The sequence below is a fragment of the Flavobacterium sandaracinum genome (assembly GCF_004349135.1).
Lineage (GTDB): Bacteria > Bacteroidota > Bacteroidia > Flavobacteriales > Flavobacteriaceae > Flavobacterium > Flavobacterium sandaracinum.
In genome coordinates this window covers 69820-86761 of the sequence record NZ_SMFN01000013.1, presented here as the reverse complement: position 1 = coordinate 86761, position 16942 = coordinate 69820, and the positions used below count along the sequence as shown (strand labels likewise).

Here is a 16942-nt window from a genome sequence, read left to right as displayed (position 1 = left end):
ATAGATAGAAAGAGCAGGAAAACAATTTTTAAAGTAGTCCTTCTTTCAATCGTTAAATTTCAAACATGAAAATAGAAAATATAAAAACATTAGGCGAATTAAAAAAATCAGGATACGAAAGCAAAAGCATAAAAGATGAATTGCGTTTGAACTTGAGAGAAAAAATCAAATCAGGAAAACCAACATTCGAAGGCGTTCATGGATTTGAAAATACGGTAATTCCAGAGTTGGAGCGCGCCATTTTATCACGTCATAACATCAATTTATTGGGACTCCGTGGTCAAGCCAAAACGAGGTTAGCGCGTAAAATGATCGAATTGTTAGACGAATACATTCCGTTTGTAGCGGGTTCAGAAATTAATGACGATCCTTTGAAACCAATTTCCCGTTTTGCTAAAGACTTAATTGCCGAAAAAGCAGATGAAACGCCCATTTCTTGGCTGCACAGAAGCGATCGTTTCTTTGAGAAGCTTGCTACTCCAGACGTAACCGTTGCCGATTTAATAGGAGATGTAGATCCGATAAAAGCCGCAAATCTGAAATTATCCTATGCTGATGATCGAGTGATTCACTTTGGGATGATTCCAAGAGCCAATCGCTGTATTTTTGTAATTAATGAATTACCTGATTTACAAGCAAGAATCCAAGTTGCTTTGTTTAATATTTTGCAAGAAGGTGATATCCAAATCCGTGGTTTCAAATTAAGAATGCCCTTGGACATGCAATTTGTCTTTACGGCAAATCCAGAGGATTACACCAATCGTGGAAGTATTGTAACACCATTGAAAGACAGAATTGGTTCTCAAATTTTGACACATTATCCCGATACGATAAAAATTGCGAGAACAATTACAGAGCAAGAAGCTAAATTAGATAAAGTGCAGAACGAGATGGTCTATGTTCCTTCATTAGCAAGGGATTTATTGGAACAAATCAGTTTTGAGGCTCGTGAGAGTGAATACATAGACAATAAAAGTGGTGTAAGCGCCAGATTGAGTATTACTGCTTTTGAGAATTTATTAAGTACAGCGGAACGCAGAGCATTGAGATCAGGAGCAGATCAAACTACTTTACGTTTATCTGATTTTATGGGAATTATTCCTGCGATTACTGGAAAAGTAGAATTAGTATATGAAGGAGAGCAGGAGGGTGCAGCCGTTGTAGCACAGCACTTATTAGGCGATGCAATCCATACCTTTTTTCCAGCTTATTTTCCAAAAATTGAAAAGCTGGAAAAGCAAGATGAAAAAACAGCTTATACGGATATCATCGAATGGTTTTTTGCCGAAAGTGGTTTCGAATTATTAGATGATTGTTCTGATGAAGAATATGAAAGAATCTTGGGAAGTATTGTTCCTCTTGAAGTTTTAATCAAGAAATACCAACCTCAACTCGCCAAGGAAGATAAATTTTTCATGAAGGAATTTATACTTTGGGCTTTGGTTGAATATAAAAAACTAAGCAAAGATCGTTTTTCTGAAGGCTATCAGTTTAAAGATATTTACGGAAGTTATATCAGCAAATTATAAAAATAAGTAAGGGTTTAGATTCATTTCTAAACCCTTTTTTATTTTTGGCAATCGCAAAGCAAATGAAAATTATAAGGGAATAATTTTATTTATTTCTATAAACGACGATGCCGGTTTTATTTAGTCTACCTTGTCCCGTTGGCGGTATATTCAGTCAATAAAAATGACATGGAAAATAGCTTTGAGGATTTGATTGCTACTTATATCGAAAATAAAGTAGGCATATCCGAACATTTTTTGAGTACTACTTTGGCTAATAATTTAAAGCAGAACTTAATTAGTTTGAATGAGCAAAGTTTATTGCTGGAAGCTGGAGTTGGGAACTCAGTGAAGGTTTCGTATGATGGAGCTATCCGAAGCGATTCTATTTATTGGCTTGACAAAAAACACAATAATGCTTTCGAAAACGAATTCTTTACTCAAATAGAAGCGTTTATTCTTTATTTGAACCAAAGTTGTTATGCCGGAATAACAGGTTATGAATTTCACTATTCACTTTATGAATCGGGTGATTTTTATTTAAAGCACTTAGACCAATTCAAAAACAATCCCAGTCGTAAATATTCTATGATTAGTTACCTGAATAGCAATTGGCAAGAAAGTGATGGAGGAGAATTATTGATTCATCAAGTAAATAACAATCAAAAAATTGCTCCAACTCAAGGTAAAACTATTTTTTTTAAAAGTGATGAGTTAGTTCATGAAGTTTTAGTAACTCAAAATACTAGAATGAGTATTACGGGATGGTTGAAGAGCGATTGATGTTTTAAATTGAAAAGTAAGACTACTATTTAGTTGTATTTTATATTAAATAATCACATTGAATGGTTTGATTTATTTAATTAATAATGAATGGTTTGATTTTAATTTTATCACCTATAATACAAATGGATTTGATTTAGGAAAAAATAGTAACTGCCGAAAGCTTTTTTCGTTTTCATTCCTTTAATGTAGTGTAATGTATAAAATAAGGAGCATCTTAATTTCCTTTGAGTCGATTAAATATTTTATGTAAAAGTCGTTTTCCATCTCTTTTGCTTTTAGGGACTTCAACGGCATTCAAGTCGCTATTGTTGGCAATAAATTGATAACTAAAAGCAAATTGAGGGTTTACAGGATTATCATTCAATAGTCCAAAGCGTAAATCATTAAAGTATAAAGTTTCTTTTTTTCGAGAAATAATGTACCAACCTTCGCTGGCTTTTTTTAGTTTTTCAAAATCGGTGTTTCTTGTCAGCTTTGATTCTAAAATTTTATTTTTGTTGTAAGCTACAAATGAAATGGGTTGGGTATCAAATAATGAATAGTTGGACAATAAATAAGAATTGGTCGTTGCTACATTGGCATTCCACAAAATCAGATTCAAAGGCGTAGGTTTTACGATAATTTCAGAATAATGAATTCCCTGGTTTAGTAATGCTTTTTCAAATTGGTGCAAGGCATACAATTTTATAAAGCAGGATAAAATAAGATAGGCAGTACTAAAAATCAATCCTTTATAATTGTACTTTTTACGAAGCAAAGGATCTTTGGTTCTCCATACCCAAAGCAATGCAATCAGCAGCGGAATGGTATATAACGGATCAACTACAAAAATGGTTTTAAAGGCAAAGCGATGATCCAGCGGCCACAAAATTTGTGTACCCCATGAGGTAAACATGTCTAACAATACATGAGTTAAAAGGCACCAAAAAACCATAGTAGTGGCCAGAATGAAGCTAATTTTGGCTCTTTCAATTTTTGAAATAAACCAACCTAAAATAGGGGATAAAATCAAAAAAAGAAAAATCGAATGGCTGATGCCGCGGTGAATGAGAACAGCATCTATTGGATTTAAAAAAAGGCCAACTACAACATCTAAATCGGGAATGGTACCAAGAATAGCACCATACAAAAAAGTCTTATTCTTTAATTTTTTGCCAGCGCATACTTCAGCTATTGCAATTCCTAAAGCGATTTGAGTAAAAGAATCCATGACACAAAAGTAGCTGAAATCAAATAATATCTGGGTAGTGTTAGTGTAAATGTTTGTGCCATAATTTCAGCTTGCTAAAACTCCTGTTTAGTAATAAATAGTATTGAAATAAGTCTTTTGAAATACCTTAAAGACAAGGATTTCTAATTAGAGGATTTTTTAGTTTCGTCTTTAAATCTGTTTTTTATGTTTTTTTAATTTTCAAAAAGAGCAATTGGAGAGACAATAAATGGTAGTTTTGCACTCTAAAATTGTACTATGCTATTTCTGATTTTGAGTATTATTTGCAGTGTCACTGTGGGAATACTGTTTAAATTTTCTCGCCATTACAACGTTAATAATGCACAAATTGTTGCTGCTAATTATCTGTTTGCTCTTGTTTTATGTTATTGGTTTTTCAGTCCAAATTTGAATGAGGTGAACACTTCGTCACCATGGCATATTTATATAGCGCTTGGTATTTTATTACCTTCAGTATTTCTATTTCTGGCAATTTCCATTAAGTACATGGGAATTGTAAAAACCGATGCTGCTCAGCGACTTTCATTATTCATTCCGATTTTAGCTGCTTGGTTAATATTTAAGGAGGATTTCAATGTATTTAAAGTTACGGCTCTTGTAGTTGGGTTCCCAGCTCTGGTACTAATTCTGTCTAAACCCTCACAAAATACCAAGAACAAATGGATTTATCCTACTGTAGTTCTGCTGGGTTTTGGGGTTATAGACATCCTTTTTAAACAAATCGCTCTATTTACAACACTACCTTATACCACTTCTCTATTTATAGTTTTTAGTATTGCATTGCTAATCATGCTTGCAGTAGTAGGTTACGAATTGCTTGCAAATAAAGTTCGATTACAGCCGAAAAACATAGTTTTTGGTGGGCTAGTGGGTATTTTTAACTTTGGTAATATTCTCTTTTATCTTAAGGCACATCAAGCATTTGCTAAAAATCCGTCAACAGTTTTTGCAGGAATGAATATGGGAGTAATTATAATAGGGAGTCTTGTTGGTATTTTAGTTTTCAAAGAAAAACTTACGAAAATAAATTACGCTGGTCTTTTTATGGCGTTGGTAGCGATTGTTTTAATTGTGCTTTCACAAACAAAATAGAAAAAGATACTATTTTGTAGCTACTTATTTAAATGACATAGAATGCTGCTAGTTAAGATTGCCATTTAGATTCGTTTGTTTAGGATTTTATTTTTTCTAATTCTAAGTAGAGCTGATCCATTTCTTTCTTTAAATTTTCAATCTCTACATTTAAATTTTCAATTTCATTTTCGATCAAACTGATGTCCTCATTTCTCTCACTGTTTGTTCTTAAAAATTGAAAATCTGTAGCTTTAGCCAGCTTATCTTTAGCTTGATCTAAAGCACTGAAATCAATAGCAAGTTTTTCCTTAATTTCAAAAAGCCTATTGTTTAGGGTTTGTTTTCTCTCTTTTAAAACTCTTTCAAATTCCTGTTTTTCTTGTTCAATTATGCGATTCTTTTGTTCTTCAATTTCTTTTTCCTGTAATTGAAATTGTAGATTATTCCTTTCCGTAATGCTGTTTTTTTGTTTAAGTTCAGCACTTCTGCCTTCTTCAAAATAATTAAAAATAAGAGTTCCAACTACTAAAATCAAAATTCCGGAGAGCATGTAAAAAAGCGACTTGTCAATCCCTATTATTTTTGTATTTGCCTCTTCAGTACTTTGTTTTGGAAGTGCTGTAGTAGTATTAATAGGTGGAGGCATCACTCTGAAAATAGATTGTAATTCTGCTATTTCACCTGCAGTTTTCCAATCTTGCATTCCTTCACACCAAACCGGTGTTGTTTTTAAAATTGATTTGGCTTTCAATTCGGTTAAATTAAATGGACCGCTACTTTCCGTGCCGTTGTGTAAGTAATAGGAATTCATTGCGTGCTTCTTATTTATTGCTTCTCGATTGATTTTTTAAGTTTCAAAAGTACAAAACAATTTGCTTTTTTTAGTAGTGTATTTTAACAGAAAACTACTTATCGAAATTATAAAATAAATGATTAATTTGGATTAAGTAGTTGTTTTTCCATAGACCTGGATGATATAATTTCCATTTAAAAAGGATTCGGGATCAATATGGCTTTGAAGAACAACACCACGTAGCGATGATTCTAGCAATAGTTGTGCTGCTTGGGCTAATGGCGCCGCTGTGGTTGTTTGTATAGCTCTCAATTTGTGCTTTCCTACTATTTGGGGTGTAATGCGCTTTGCAATTTCACGTCTTCGCAAAATACCAGCAGCATCTTTACCTTCAACCGCAGCATATAAGATAATTTGATCGTCCTCGACATGAGGAATTGCCGCCTCCATTGCTTGCTGTAATAATTTTATCGCTTCTTCAGTATTTTCCAAAATAGAAAGTTGCTCTTGAATCCATGCATAGTGACCGGGATGGCGTAAGGTTTTGTAATCTAGTGAACGCACTTTCCCAGAGAGCGCTTCTGGTAAATCTGCTGCTCCGCCAGAGGTAAGATCTTCTTCATAGGTTATACCTTCAATAATAATAGAAGCTCTTTCCGATAATGGAGGGAGTGTTGTTTTTATGAAATCCCGGAGCACTAGGGTATCTTTCAAATATTCCGTAGCCACACCTATTGGACTCCAAGTAAATCCGTAGTAATGTGGAGCAACGGCGTGATTGGTCAAGGCGCCAACTTTAAATTCTAATTTATCTACTTTATCAACTTCAAAGTCATTGCAAAACTGCTGAAAAAGTCCATTTGCCAGTACATCGATGTACCCTGGAGCGAGTCCCGTTTGAAGAACAAAACCTGTTTTGGCATTTTTTGCCAAAGCTACTATTTGGGAAGTTTCGGTAACATATTCTGTGAGATTGGCGTAATGCATATCAAAATCTTTAGCAAATTGCGCCATACGTGGTGCTTGACTACCAGGAAGGCAGTCGAGAATGATATTACCTCGACGCAAAATGGTCTCCATTTCACTCGTAAGTTCTATTTCATTAAGATGAAAGTCATGAACGGATTTCTTTTTCGTTGTTCCTTCTTGAATCCACTGCGTTACTTTTTTTGCTTTGTTGTGGTTTCTGTCACCAATGTATAAGGTAGGAGTCACGTCACTCCATTCCATGAGTAATAAAGCAACAGCTTCGGCTATTCCGCCGGCTCCCGCTATAATGATAGTGTGATGCTTTTTCATATTTTAAAGATACTATTTTTAATTGGTTCCGCATTTTAGTGCGTATAGCAATTTATTTTTTCTTGAAATGAATTTTCTGCCTCTGATAGCAACGAAAAGCCCGTAAGGGAAGCGCCCATTAAAAAACAAAACCCATAAAGCGACCAGCGGAAGCTTTTTTTGGGTTTCTGTTTTTAGGGCAATGACTGCGGACTTGTAGTGTAAAGCGGAAAATGGCAGCCTAATTAAGGTACACAGCAACTGCTGACTCAATGCTAAATTACTTCCCAATACAGAAAATAGCAGCCAGTGTTTACTGGCGTTTCCAGATTATATGGTACAAAAATGGTACAAATCTGGCCGAAATATCACAAAATAAAACAAAGTATCCTTATTGAGATAACATAACTCATGGGAGTTGTTTCATGCAAAAATAATATAAATTTTGAATGTTGATTATATTACTAACATAAAAATGATTAGTCGCTTAGAAATGATTTTTATCTTTACAAATACATGATACATACATTATGAGAAAGGATTCAGAAAAGAGATTATTAGAGTTAGGTTTTGACACAGATTTGATTCAAAAGATTGACTCAAAATCATTGAATATTAGTAGTCTTAAGCCCATGAGCAAACATGCTCTTTTAAAGGCTGGATTTACAAATGATGAAGTTGAATTGATTTATAGTAAAACAAAAAGGGATCCTATATCTGATGAAGTACTGGATGCTGTTTTATCAAAAAGTGGTGAGGTTTGTTGCTACTGTTCAGATGGTATTTCTACAAGGCCTTTTCACATACATCATATAGATGAATATCATGTGAGTAGAAATAATGATGAAGATAATTTGGCTTTAGTGTGTCCGAATGACCATGCTAATATACATGCAAAAAAAATAACTATCGAAGAACAAAAAGCTATTAAAAAAGTCTGGGAGAATCTTTGGAGTATTGCACAGGAGTACAAAACAAAAGGAATTGCATTCCCGTTTGGTGCATTTGAAATAATAGATTATTCGGTAAAAGGAAATATTACTGATGTGTTTTCCTTTTCTTCTCCCAAAGGATCTGTTTGTCTACAGCTTGCCAAAGGATATTTATCTGACCATTGTTTAATGACTATTGAAAAAGAGAATAAACTTATACTTGCAGGCGGTTCCGGTAGTGGTAAAACAACTCTTGCAAAAGGTATTGCTGGGCACATTAAAGACGCTATAGTATTTAAATATGTTGTTTCTGATAAATCAAGTGTCGAAATTGCTAAAGAAATATCTCAATTTCTAACACTTGCACAAAAGACACTAGTTTTAATTATTGATGATGCAAATACCAAACTTAAAACAGAACAAATTGAAAGCATTTTACAATTTGCTAAAAAAGAACAAAAAATAATTCTTGTAAACACAAGAAACTCTTTCAGTAGTGAAGGTAACTTAGAACAACACTTTCCTAATTGTGTTGAGCATATTAGTTGGCCTATACTTCGCGAAGAGGTAATTGCAGCTATTTTAGAAAGTGAAACAGAAATTATTAGTTACTTAGCTCAAAATGAAATCAATTATCACAATGGGGATAGAATTGGTTATGGAGTTTTGGACCAGCATCTAAACAGGGTTGCTGAAAGTTATGCTAAGAGTACAGATACGGTATGGCAGTTTATTTTTATGTTAGGTGGAGGACTACTAAGGATAAGTAAAATGTTTACCGAACTTCAAGCTGAAGATAGGTTTGATTTAGTTGTACTTTATATTTCTATCAAACAGATTGCAAAAGTTGAAGAGGGCTCCAGTATTGATGAAATTATTGAGTTATATAGTCGAAATAGTATCTTGAAAAAGCAATCCGTGCCAACAAAGGAATGGCTAAAAGATAAATTAAATCATTTATGTCATAGAAGGATTTTAGTTGAAAGCAGAGGCATGTTTAAAACGGTTCATCGTGAGTTTTCCAAATCATTTATCGAAAATGCTTACTTCATGAATAGAACGGGTTGCTCTGAGTTGTTGGATGAAGTGTTTAAGGACTTTACAAAAGCTAGGGAAATAATGATTCTTTGGTCGTGGTTGAAATATGGGCAAGCCAATGATTATACTAAAAGATGGTCTGCTTCATTAACCATAGATCAATGGAAGAGCTTAACGAATGAAACTATTAAGCATGGTTTGCCAATATTGTCAATTTTGGCAAGACACCTTCATACTACAACATTACCAGGACACAGCAAAATTGCCAATGAGGTTTTTAAAGACAAGGCGGATAAAATAGCCGATTTGATTGATAATGGGGATGAAAGTACGCTATACTATTTTAACGAAATGGGAGCTACATTGCAATACCATTGCAAAGAAGTTATTAAACCGATTATGGATAAAATAGATTCTGATAAGTTTGCTGACCTTATTAAAAATTCAGATGTCGAAGCATTTCATTACCTACCGTGGTTATTTAATACTATTTCTATAGGGCATTTGGAATGGGTAGTAAATTTTCAAAGCAAATTAAGTTTTATGGATTTTCAAAGAATAATTGAAAGAAATGAAAAGGGAAAAATTGATTTGATATACGACTTGATTTCTTTTTATCGTAATTACATAGGAAACATCAAAAGAAGTGAATTCAAATATCTTGTTGACAAAATCAGCTTACAGATTAAAGCATGTAGTTTACAGGAAATTCGATTTCCTCAACTGTTTATCTCAGGGTTGACGGAATTGATTTTTTTTGAAAAAGAAGTTAATCAGATAGTTAATTCTATTGATTTTAATAGAGTAAAAAAAGATTTTGAAGAAGCTACTCCAAGGTATTGGGGAAGTTTGTCGAGTATTTCAATGCTTGGGGAATATGGAACAAATAGCTTTAGCAGGGATTTTGTTGATGCACTTGACTTAAATAAAGTTGTAAGTAATATTGAAAAGCATTATGAAGCAAATCTGCATGAATTTAGAGTTTTAATGTACCAGCTTGCGTACGGGAGTGATTCAACAAAAAAGGAATATGCTAAGGCTTTGCAACCAATGGTAGAACATGTCATGCAAAGATTTACAGAAAAAGAGGATCATGAAGATATATTAAAAGCTTTCTATAATTTGGATATTGAACTTGGAAAAGAGAGCTGTAAAAAATTAAATAAAGCTGTTCCTAAAGCACGCAAAAAAATTAAGAAGCCATCAGATAAGAGAAAGTCAAAGTTAGGCATAGCTGCGACTGAAAAAAGTGGTGAGGAATATGTAATGCTTGAAAGTCTTATCAGTTTAAGAAAAGAAGAATCAAAACAGGAAGATTGACTTCCTGTTTTGATTCGAGTTTAATTATATTATTTTTTGTCAATTTGCCATATATGACTTTGAGCTTTTAACATAAAAAAGCTAAGTCATACATGATTAGAATATTCAGAGATGAACCTTAAAAAGAGATGAATTCAAAAATCTAAAGTAACACTAGATTTCTGAACTTTTTTCAATATCATTTTGGACTTCTAAATAAGTTTTTATCCGACCGGACTTAATCCATTTCATTAACTCATGTTTGTAAAAATAAATGCTCTTACCTTGTTTATTAAATGGAATTTCTCTTTTACATACTTTACTATAGATTGTTGATACCGATAGATTTAAAAGTTTTGATGTTTCTTGAATGTTTAGTAGTTCATCTTGATTTTTTCTGGTAGGGGAGATTCTTTCAATAAGTTTTTCCAAATGCTCTAATTTATCATAAAGCTTTTTCATCATTATTGGTATCTGGTCAAAAGTAAATGGCTTCATGGGAATTTGTTATTTAGATCCTATGTAAAAGTACATATTACCATTACAATAGTTTAATAAATAAACAGATATATATACGTATTAGTCAATGTCTTTTTAATTGATATATTTGAAATTGTTTGTTAAATACTTAAAATACGGTTTTCCATAAATAAAAAATAAATTAAATGATAATATTTGTCAATGGAGGCTATAAAAGTATTATTAAAATTTAAAATGAAGATTAAAAGAGTTTCTACTTTTTATTTGATGGTGAAATTGATGTATAAATGTTTGATAAAGTGGTTGAATAACTTTAAAGCCTTTTTAATATGATTATGAATGACTTGAGAGCATGTCAATCAGGTTGTTTGACTCTTCGATAATCCATTGGTTTTTGTCAATAAGGTTATTAATTAAATTTCTTTGATCTGGATTATAAGCCATCTCATTTAACCCTGCAAGAGTATTGTTTTGCCAAAAGCTTTTGTGTTCTGTAATTTCAATACTCCTGGGATCACCATTGGGATATAGCAACTTTATTCCGGGAATCTTTTCTAATACTGCCTCGAAAATTTTTAATCCGTCATAATCCCAGTCGCATGAGTAGTAGATTGGTAAATCTCTTGTATTAACATAATTAAGTTTTGCAATATTCTTGCCCCCTGCATACCACAATTCAATATTATTAGCCCTCGGAGCTGCAGGTCGCTTTAAAAAGTCAAGGTTTTCACAGAGAACTATTTTGTTTGGTTCATTACATTGCAACACATAGAGATACTGCTGATCCTTATCGTTTGCCAGTTCTTCAATCTTTAAAAGTTGCTTTACGGCATTGACTAATGAAATTTTCTCTTCAAGATATTTATCATTCTTAAAGAACATAAGGGAAACACCTCTCACACTTTCTTGATTTGCGATAATTTGTTCCCTTACTGCGTATAGTTCACCACTATCCATTTGCTCCCTGATACTCATCAGTATTCGTATGTCTTTTTCTTCGAATCTAGTCTGTGATTTAAGGAGTGCATTTTCCATAAGGAATGCGTTGAATCTGTTGAATTCATTAAGGTATTTATGCTCATATAATTTTTCAAAACCGTTGCCTTTTAAAATATCGTTTTTATATGCTTTGAGTTCTTTAGTATTTTTAAGCAAATGCAAGACAAAAGGATCTTTAAGCAATGATTCTTTTTTTGAGGTTTTCCCTTCGATATAAATTTCATTTAAGGATTTTAATACTATCCAATTCATTTTTTTTGCGATTTAATATATTCTAGCAGGGGAGTGGATGTCCTGTTGGTTTTTACATAACTGCTGGGAATCGGAAAATTGATGTCAGTATCAATTTTGCCAGGAATTAGGTGATGTATAATCCAGCCGTCTTCTGAGTCGGAACCATAAGGCTTTGGGGTCATTGTTATTATCTGATATCCATGCTCTTTTGCCAGGTCGGGGAATGTTCCAAAGTTTGTGGCATCAAGATTAGCAGTCTCTTCAAGGATAATGAATTTTATTCCCTTTTTGCTGTCCGACTGCACTTTTGAAAGCCTTCCTATGCCAAGGAGTACTAAGGCGGCATAAGTTTCTCCTGTACTACCTGGTGTTTCTTTGTCTCCTGCCTCATTTTCTAATTTAGTATTCAATTCGAAATAGGTTCTGGGATCAAGAAGGTCCGAAAATTTAATCCCGCGTTTGAAACCTGTTGCTTTCTTGAAAAAGTCTTCAACAAAGCTCTCTACAGATATATCTGAAAAGGCTATTTCACCGGATTTATAGGCTGAGGCAGATTCGTCCTGAAGTTTATAGATCCAATCAATGGTAAAGTCTTTTCGAGCTTCAAATTGAATTTGGAAATAATATTTATTACTGATGACTTTTCCTTTGAAAAATTCATTCAATCCATTGATGACAGATCGGTACTGGCTGAACTTTTTACTTGTTTGTGAAAAGATTTCCAGCATAGTCTCAAATATCGCCTCTACTATACCTAGGCGTGAGCCATTCAGTTCCCTTAATATTTCTGTGATGTTGTCAATGTGTTTGATTCTTGATCCCAACAGGGCCTGTTCTAAAATGTGAAAATTATATTTTAACTGGTTTACTTGGTCATTGACTTCAGTATTTTTTTCGTTGGACGTATCTTCAAATTTGGCGACAATCAGCATGTACTCTTGGTTGTATCTTTCCCGTACAGACTGATACTTTTGGACCAACTCTTCAGAAGATATTGTGCGTATTGAACCCTGATCATAGTTTTTCGGATCTTCTTCAGGATAGAGCTTTTTAAAATCCGTTAGCTTTTGGTCATATTTTTCAGTAAATTTAATTGCATCAATCTCATCTGAAGAACATTTTGACTCCATTGATGGGATGAGTTCATCCTTCAGCGTTTTGATCCTTGTATCTTCAGTAGCAATCTGTGAACTGATTTTTATAAGATTTTTGTTCTTGGCTGTAAGATCCTTTTCATAAAACTCAACAGATTTCGAAGTGTCGATTCTGCTTGTGAGCCCGAGTTCTTTTTGTTTGTCTTTGCAACTCTGAATTTCCTGAACAATCTTTTCAAATCTCTCATCCAGCTGTGAAATCAGGTAAGCGGTCGTCTCGTAATTCTCGTATGCCGTAAAATCCTTCAACCGCTGGTCTAGCTGATAATCGAGGTTAATTTTTTCATGCTGAAAACTACTGCCTCTTTCAAAATCATCCAGTGCTTTTTGTTCTGCCTGCAGGGCAGACTTTGCCGCAGTAATTGTGGATTCCATATCCTTTAAAGCCTGATCCAACTTGTCAGGATCGTTAAATAGTTGAGCTTGCTGTAGTGGTGGTATAAATCGGTTTATTTGTCCCATCCTGAGCCAATATCCTCCGGAAGCCTGATCCGGGATTATATTTTCTTTGGAAAATGCACTTAAACTCTCCGTGTACATTGTCCCGTCAGAAGGACTTGAAGGTTTACCCCAATGGGTATCGATCAGATTGAACAATGTTGCTTCCTGCCCAGAGGAAAGACTTTGTTTCTTGTCAATAACCTGCGAAAGTATTGAGCCGTCCTCCCGCAATTTTATTAAAGAAAGAATTGTTTCATTAGCTGCAAACTCTTTTTGGAGTTCGGTCCTACGTTTCGACAGTACTGACCTTTGTTGCTCAACCTTTGCTAGCATATCAGGCACAGATCCATACTGAATAAAAATATCCTTAAATTCTTTAATCCTTTTGATTAGATCCTGTGTTTGATAATCATCTGGGTTAGTATCATTTTTTTCAAATGTACTCACTACAGGGGCATCACAATCTTCAATACTTTTTTTCTCCTGTCGCAGTTTTTCTATCTCTTTGCTGTATTCTTCATATTTTCTAAGTGCGTTAACTTCATTCCTTAGGAGTGAAACTGAAGTTTCCTTGGTTAATAAAATGCATGAGAGTCTTGGTTCACGGGCTTTGAGGTTGTCTAAATTTTTTTTAAATCCTTCCAGTGAGCTACGGCTTGCATTGTATTTAGCTGTCGAACTGCTTCTGCTTTTTTTAAATTGATATATTTCGGATTTTATTGAAATCAGGTGTGCGATTCTTTTTTCGTCCTCGATTGTTTTCAAATGAGTAAGTGCAACCTGCTTGTTTTCTAGCTCTTCTATTTCTTTTTCCAAAGACTTATATTCCTGTATTTGCCTTTCAAGCTCTTTTTTATGTGAGATGAACAATTCCTGATAGTCCTTTTCGGTATCCTCAAAGATAAAGTCCTTAAGGCTTTTAGAATTCTTAAGATTCAATGATTTCGCCCTTGAAAAAGACTGTATAATTTTGGCAAATGATTTAAGGTTACTCCTGATGCTAAGATTGATGGAAAGTATATCTTTTTTATATAAAAAGGAATAGTAGCGACTCTTATCGTCATTAGTTATAAAGTATTGCAGGCAGAGTGCGTGCTCATCCCTAAAATGTCGCGTAAGATCTGCAAGACCAAGGAACTGGCCATGGTTAATGAATTTGTTGTGAAACGGCAACTGTGATGCAGAAAAGGTCAGTTCTTCAATATTTTTATCAAGATCCAGATCTTTTAATATGACGAAGGGTTTTAGCCTTTTACTCCTCTTATTAGGGATGCACACCCCTATAGTTATAAAGGCGTTTTCAGACACCTCGATGTTCATAAAGGCATATCCTTCGCTGGTATCTTTAGGTAATGTATAGGCGCTCCTTCCATCTTTGTCCATACTGTAAGTTCCAAATTCAATCAGGCTGTCGTCATGGATAAATATAAGCTGGATAAGATCGGCCAGGATAGATTTGCCTATCCCATTGTTTCCGGTAAAATCTGTCCTTTGCTCATGTAGTAAGTAATCCTGGTTGTAGTGTTTTACAATTCCTACAGTTGAAAGCGAATATATTTTTGGATTATTCATGATTATGACTGATTAAGGTAGCTTACAACAAAATCATCAAAATGCTGTAACTCTTTTTCATAAAGTTTCGCAAAGCGGCTAATGCTTTCCCGGATCACAAAATGTATTTCATGTTCAGAAGATGAAATTTTTGAAACCCAGCCTAAAGCTTCAAACTCACGCACGCATTTTAAGAATCTCTTCCTAACGCTTTCCCATTCGGCATCGCTGTAAAATTCCCTGATTTCATCAAAGAATACTTTCTTAAAGCTATCACTATATTCTGATTCCATAACGTGATGTTCAATATCCTGCCATGTTACGATTTTCTGCAGTTCAAAATATTTATCGTAATACATTTTAAGCAACATGATACCGGTGATGATGTTCATAGGGGAAAGCTCCCGATGCCTGTCTTGGCGCGATAATTTTCCTTTTCCATCTAGGATATCGAGATAATAGAAAGTCTCGTTGTTATGCCTGTCTCTGATCAGTTCAAGTCCATATAGGGAATTGTAATAGTTGCGCAGTTCCCTTTCCTTGTCCTGAAGGAGGGAAAATAGGTAGTACGATTCTTTCTGTATGTGTGTCCCTCTGAGAAGCTCAATATTTAGGTCGGCAAAATAATTTTGTGCCGCTTCCTCAGATAAGAATGTAAAATCTATCTCTTTACTATATCCGTCTGCCATGAGTATATCTTTTTATCCTTGGAATTCTTTAATAAGTTTTGGTCGATGGTAACCTTGTATTGTTTTGAGTGGTGGGCGAAGAGCAATAATTCGTAGCTGACATTAAGAGCTATTTCCACGTCCTTATCCTGTTCCAGAATGTGATAAAATTTCTCTGTAAAATCCATCTGTTTATCCAGAGCGAGTAATTCCTTATAATAGCTCACGAGTTCCATAATTCTTTCCTGGCGTGCAATATCCTTTTCGATTTTGGCATTCTCAGACTCTTGGTATTCCTTGTCAATCAATGTAGTGGTGACCATAACCTTTTTAGGAAAAAATTCTTCCATATGGTTAACCATTGTTATCTTAAATGACTCATAAGGAATTGACTTGCGGGGAAAGCAAGCTGACAGCCCAGGGCCGTCCTTGGTAAATCGGGATTCTGTTAACACAAAATGTAGCATTCTTTTAATATTAAGCTTATAACTACTTTGGTAGTGAAAGTTATGCTGTAGGTCATTGAGCTTATTACTGGCAAATACAATCTTTTCTCTTAACTGTCCAATTTTTCCGCCTACCACCATAAAAAAAGTATTGACTTCCCATTGTATCTTTTGAGCACTTTCGTAGTCTTTGGAAACTTTCTTGTACAAAGTCGCATCTGATTTTGGCTCAGTATTGCTGCTTGTATCTAAAATGGCATAAAAATGGTCGACTACTAGCTGGAGTTCTCTTTCTAATCGGTTCCCTAATCTTAAAGTATCCCTGATTTCTTCCGTTTTTTCATTTAAACCGGTGAAAATCTCTGCAAATTCTGATACAATCTGTACTATATCTATATTTTCCTGCTGCAGGATCTGTCCGAGCTCCTTGACGGACTGGCTCACTACATCTTTAAGTGCTTCCAGGTGATCGATGATATTCTGTCTGGTGATATTGTTAAAGCCCTGCTCGAACCAACGTTCAAGTTCCACTATATCCTGTATTTCGGTTGCCTGAAAAGTTGTATATTTTTCGAAGCTCTTTCTTAATGGAAACGTTCTGTAAGGATTATTGAGCTTATGGTCTACTATTGCAATGAACTTTAATGCATATTCTGTTAGCTTGTAGCCATTTTTCTGATCGGCTGGCCTTTCTATAAAATTATTCAGAAAATTTTTCAGTAAAGTTTCTGAACGCGGTATACCACCTGGAGACCAATCAGCCACCTCCTTAACGACCTGCCTGAAGTCTCCGTAACTAAATGGCTCTTCAATTTCTCTGTCTTTTATTTTTTGGTGCAGGAGAAAAATAACCATTCCATCCTCTTTGCTTGGTAGAAGAAGTTCATAAGACTGATAAATATTTTGAAGCTGATTATTCATTCTTTGGTCAAAAACGATTACTACTGGGCAAAATATACTAAGGCAAAAGCGTTAAATTTTTACGGTATTCGTTATCAGTTAATTATTATAAATTTAGCATTATTTTTGT

General features: G+C 34.3%; 12 protein-coding genes. 4 read left to right on the top strand and 8 right to left on the bottom strand.

The window, feature by feature from the left end:
• Nucleotides 1-65: 65 nt before the first annotated feature.
• Together E0F91_RS11750 and E0F91_RS11745 are read left to right on the top strand one after the other, a co-directional pair.
• Nucleotides 66-1529 carry an AAA family ATPase gene (locus E0F91_RS11750; protein ID WP_132066691.1) on the top strand — a complete coding sequence of 488 codons (1464 nt, stop codon included), beginning with the start codon at nucleotides 66-68 and terminating at the stop codon, nucleotides 1527-1529.
• Nucleotides 1530-1697: 168 nt separating this feature from the next.
• Nucleotides 1698-2291 (top strand): 2OG-Fe(II) oxygenase, encoded by a 594-nt coding sequence (locus tag E0F91_RS11745; RefSeq protein WP_132066690.1) that lies wholly within the window; start codon nucleotides 1698-1700, stop codon nucleotides 2289-2291.
• A gap of 217 nt (nucleotides 2292-2508) precedes the next feature.
• Here the strand turns inward: E0F91_RS11745 and E0F91_RS11740 are convergent, their stop codons facing one another.
• Nucleotides 2509-3504, bottom strand: a complete 996-nt coding sequence (locus E0F91_RS11740; protein WP_132066689.1) for a metal-dependent hydrolase — start codon at nucleotides 3502-3504, stop codon at nucleotides 2509-2511.
• A 258-nt stretch (nucleotides 3505-3762) separates the two neighbouring features.
• On the opposite strand from E0F91_RS11740, the gene E0F91_RS11735 reads away from it, so the two are divergent.
• On the top strand, nucleotides 3763-4617 hold the full coding sequence (locus E0F91_RS11735; protein WP_132066688.1) for an EamA family transporter: 855 nt from the start codon (nucleotides 3763-3765) through the stop codon (nucleotides 4615-4617).
• A gap of 79 nt (nucleotides 4618-4696) precedes the next feature.
• Here E0F91_RS11735 and E0F91_RS11730 read toward each other — a convergent pair whose 3' ends face one another.
• A complete protein-coding gene (locus E0F91_RS11730; protein ID WP_132066687.1) occupies nucleotides 4697-5410 on the bottom strand; it encodes a GYF domain-containing protein in 714 nt (237 codons plus the stop codon).
• Nucleotides 5411-5542: 132 nt separating this feature from the next.
• A complete protein-coding gene (locus E0F91_RS11725) occupies nucleotides 5543-6691 on the bottom strand; it encodes a saccharopine dehydrogenase family protein (protein WP_132066686.1) in 1149 nt (382 codons plus the stop codon).
• Between the two features lie 509 nt (nucleotides 6692-7200).
• Here E0F91_RS11725 and E0F91_RS11720 point away from each other — a divergent pair.
• Entirely contained in the window at nucleotides 7201-9960 is a 2760-nt protein-coding gene (locus E0F91_RS11720; RefSeq protein ID WP_132066685.1) for an HNH endonuclease, read from the top strand.
• 153 nt (nucleotides 9961-10113) lie between these two features.
• On the opposite strand, the gene E0F91_RS11715 is transcribed toward E0F91_RS11720, so the two are convergent.
• The 5 genes from E0F91_RS11715 to E0F91_RS11695 all read right to left on the bottom strand — a co-directional run bounded on the left by E0F91_RS11715 (nucleotide 10114) and on the right by E0F91_RS11695 (nucleotide 16833).
• Complete coding sequence (locus tag E0F91_RS11715) at nucleotides 10114-10437, bottom strand: helix-turn-helix domain-containing protein (protein WP_132066684.1); 324 nt, start codon at nucleotides 10435-10437, stop codon at nucleotides 10114-10116.
• 315 nt (nucleotides 10438-10752) lie between these two features.
• Entirely contained in the window at nucleotides 10753-11670 is a 918-nt protein-coding gene (locus E0F91_RS11710) for a hypothetical protein (protein WP_132066683.1), read from the bottom strand.
• Nucleotides 11667-14819, bottom strand: a complete 3153-nt coding sequence (locus tag E0F91_RS11705; protein ID WP_132066682.1) for a synaptonemal complex protein 1 — start codon at nucleotides 14817-14819, stop codon at nucleotides 11667-11669. Before E0F91_RS11705 ends, E0F91_RS11710 begins: the two co-directional genes overlap by 4 nt.
• A 2-nt stretch (nucleotides 14820-14821) precedes the next feature.
• Entirely contained in the window at nucleotides 14822-15487 is a 666-nt protein-coding gene (locus tag E0F91_RS11700) for a chromosome partition protein MukE (protein ID WP_132066681.1), read from the bottom strand.
• Nucleotides 15460-16833 (bottom strand): hypothetical protein, encoded by a 1374-nt coding sequence (locus E0F91_RS11695; RefSeq protein WP_132066680.1) that lies wholly within the window; start codon nucleotides 16831-16833, stop codon nucleotides 15460-15462. Before E0F91_RS11695 ends, E0F91_RS11700 begins: the two co-directional genes overlap by 28 nt.
• Between the last annotated feature and the right edge of the window lie 109 nt (nucleotides 16834-16942).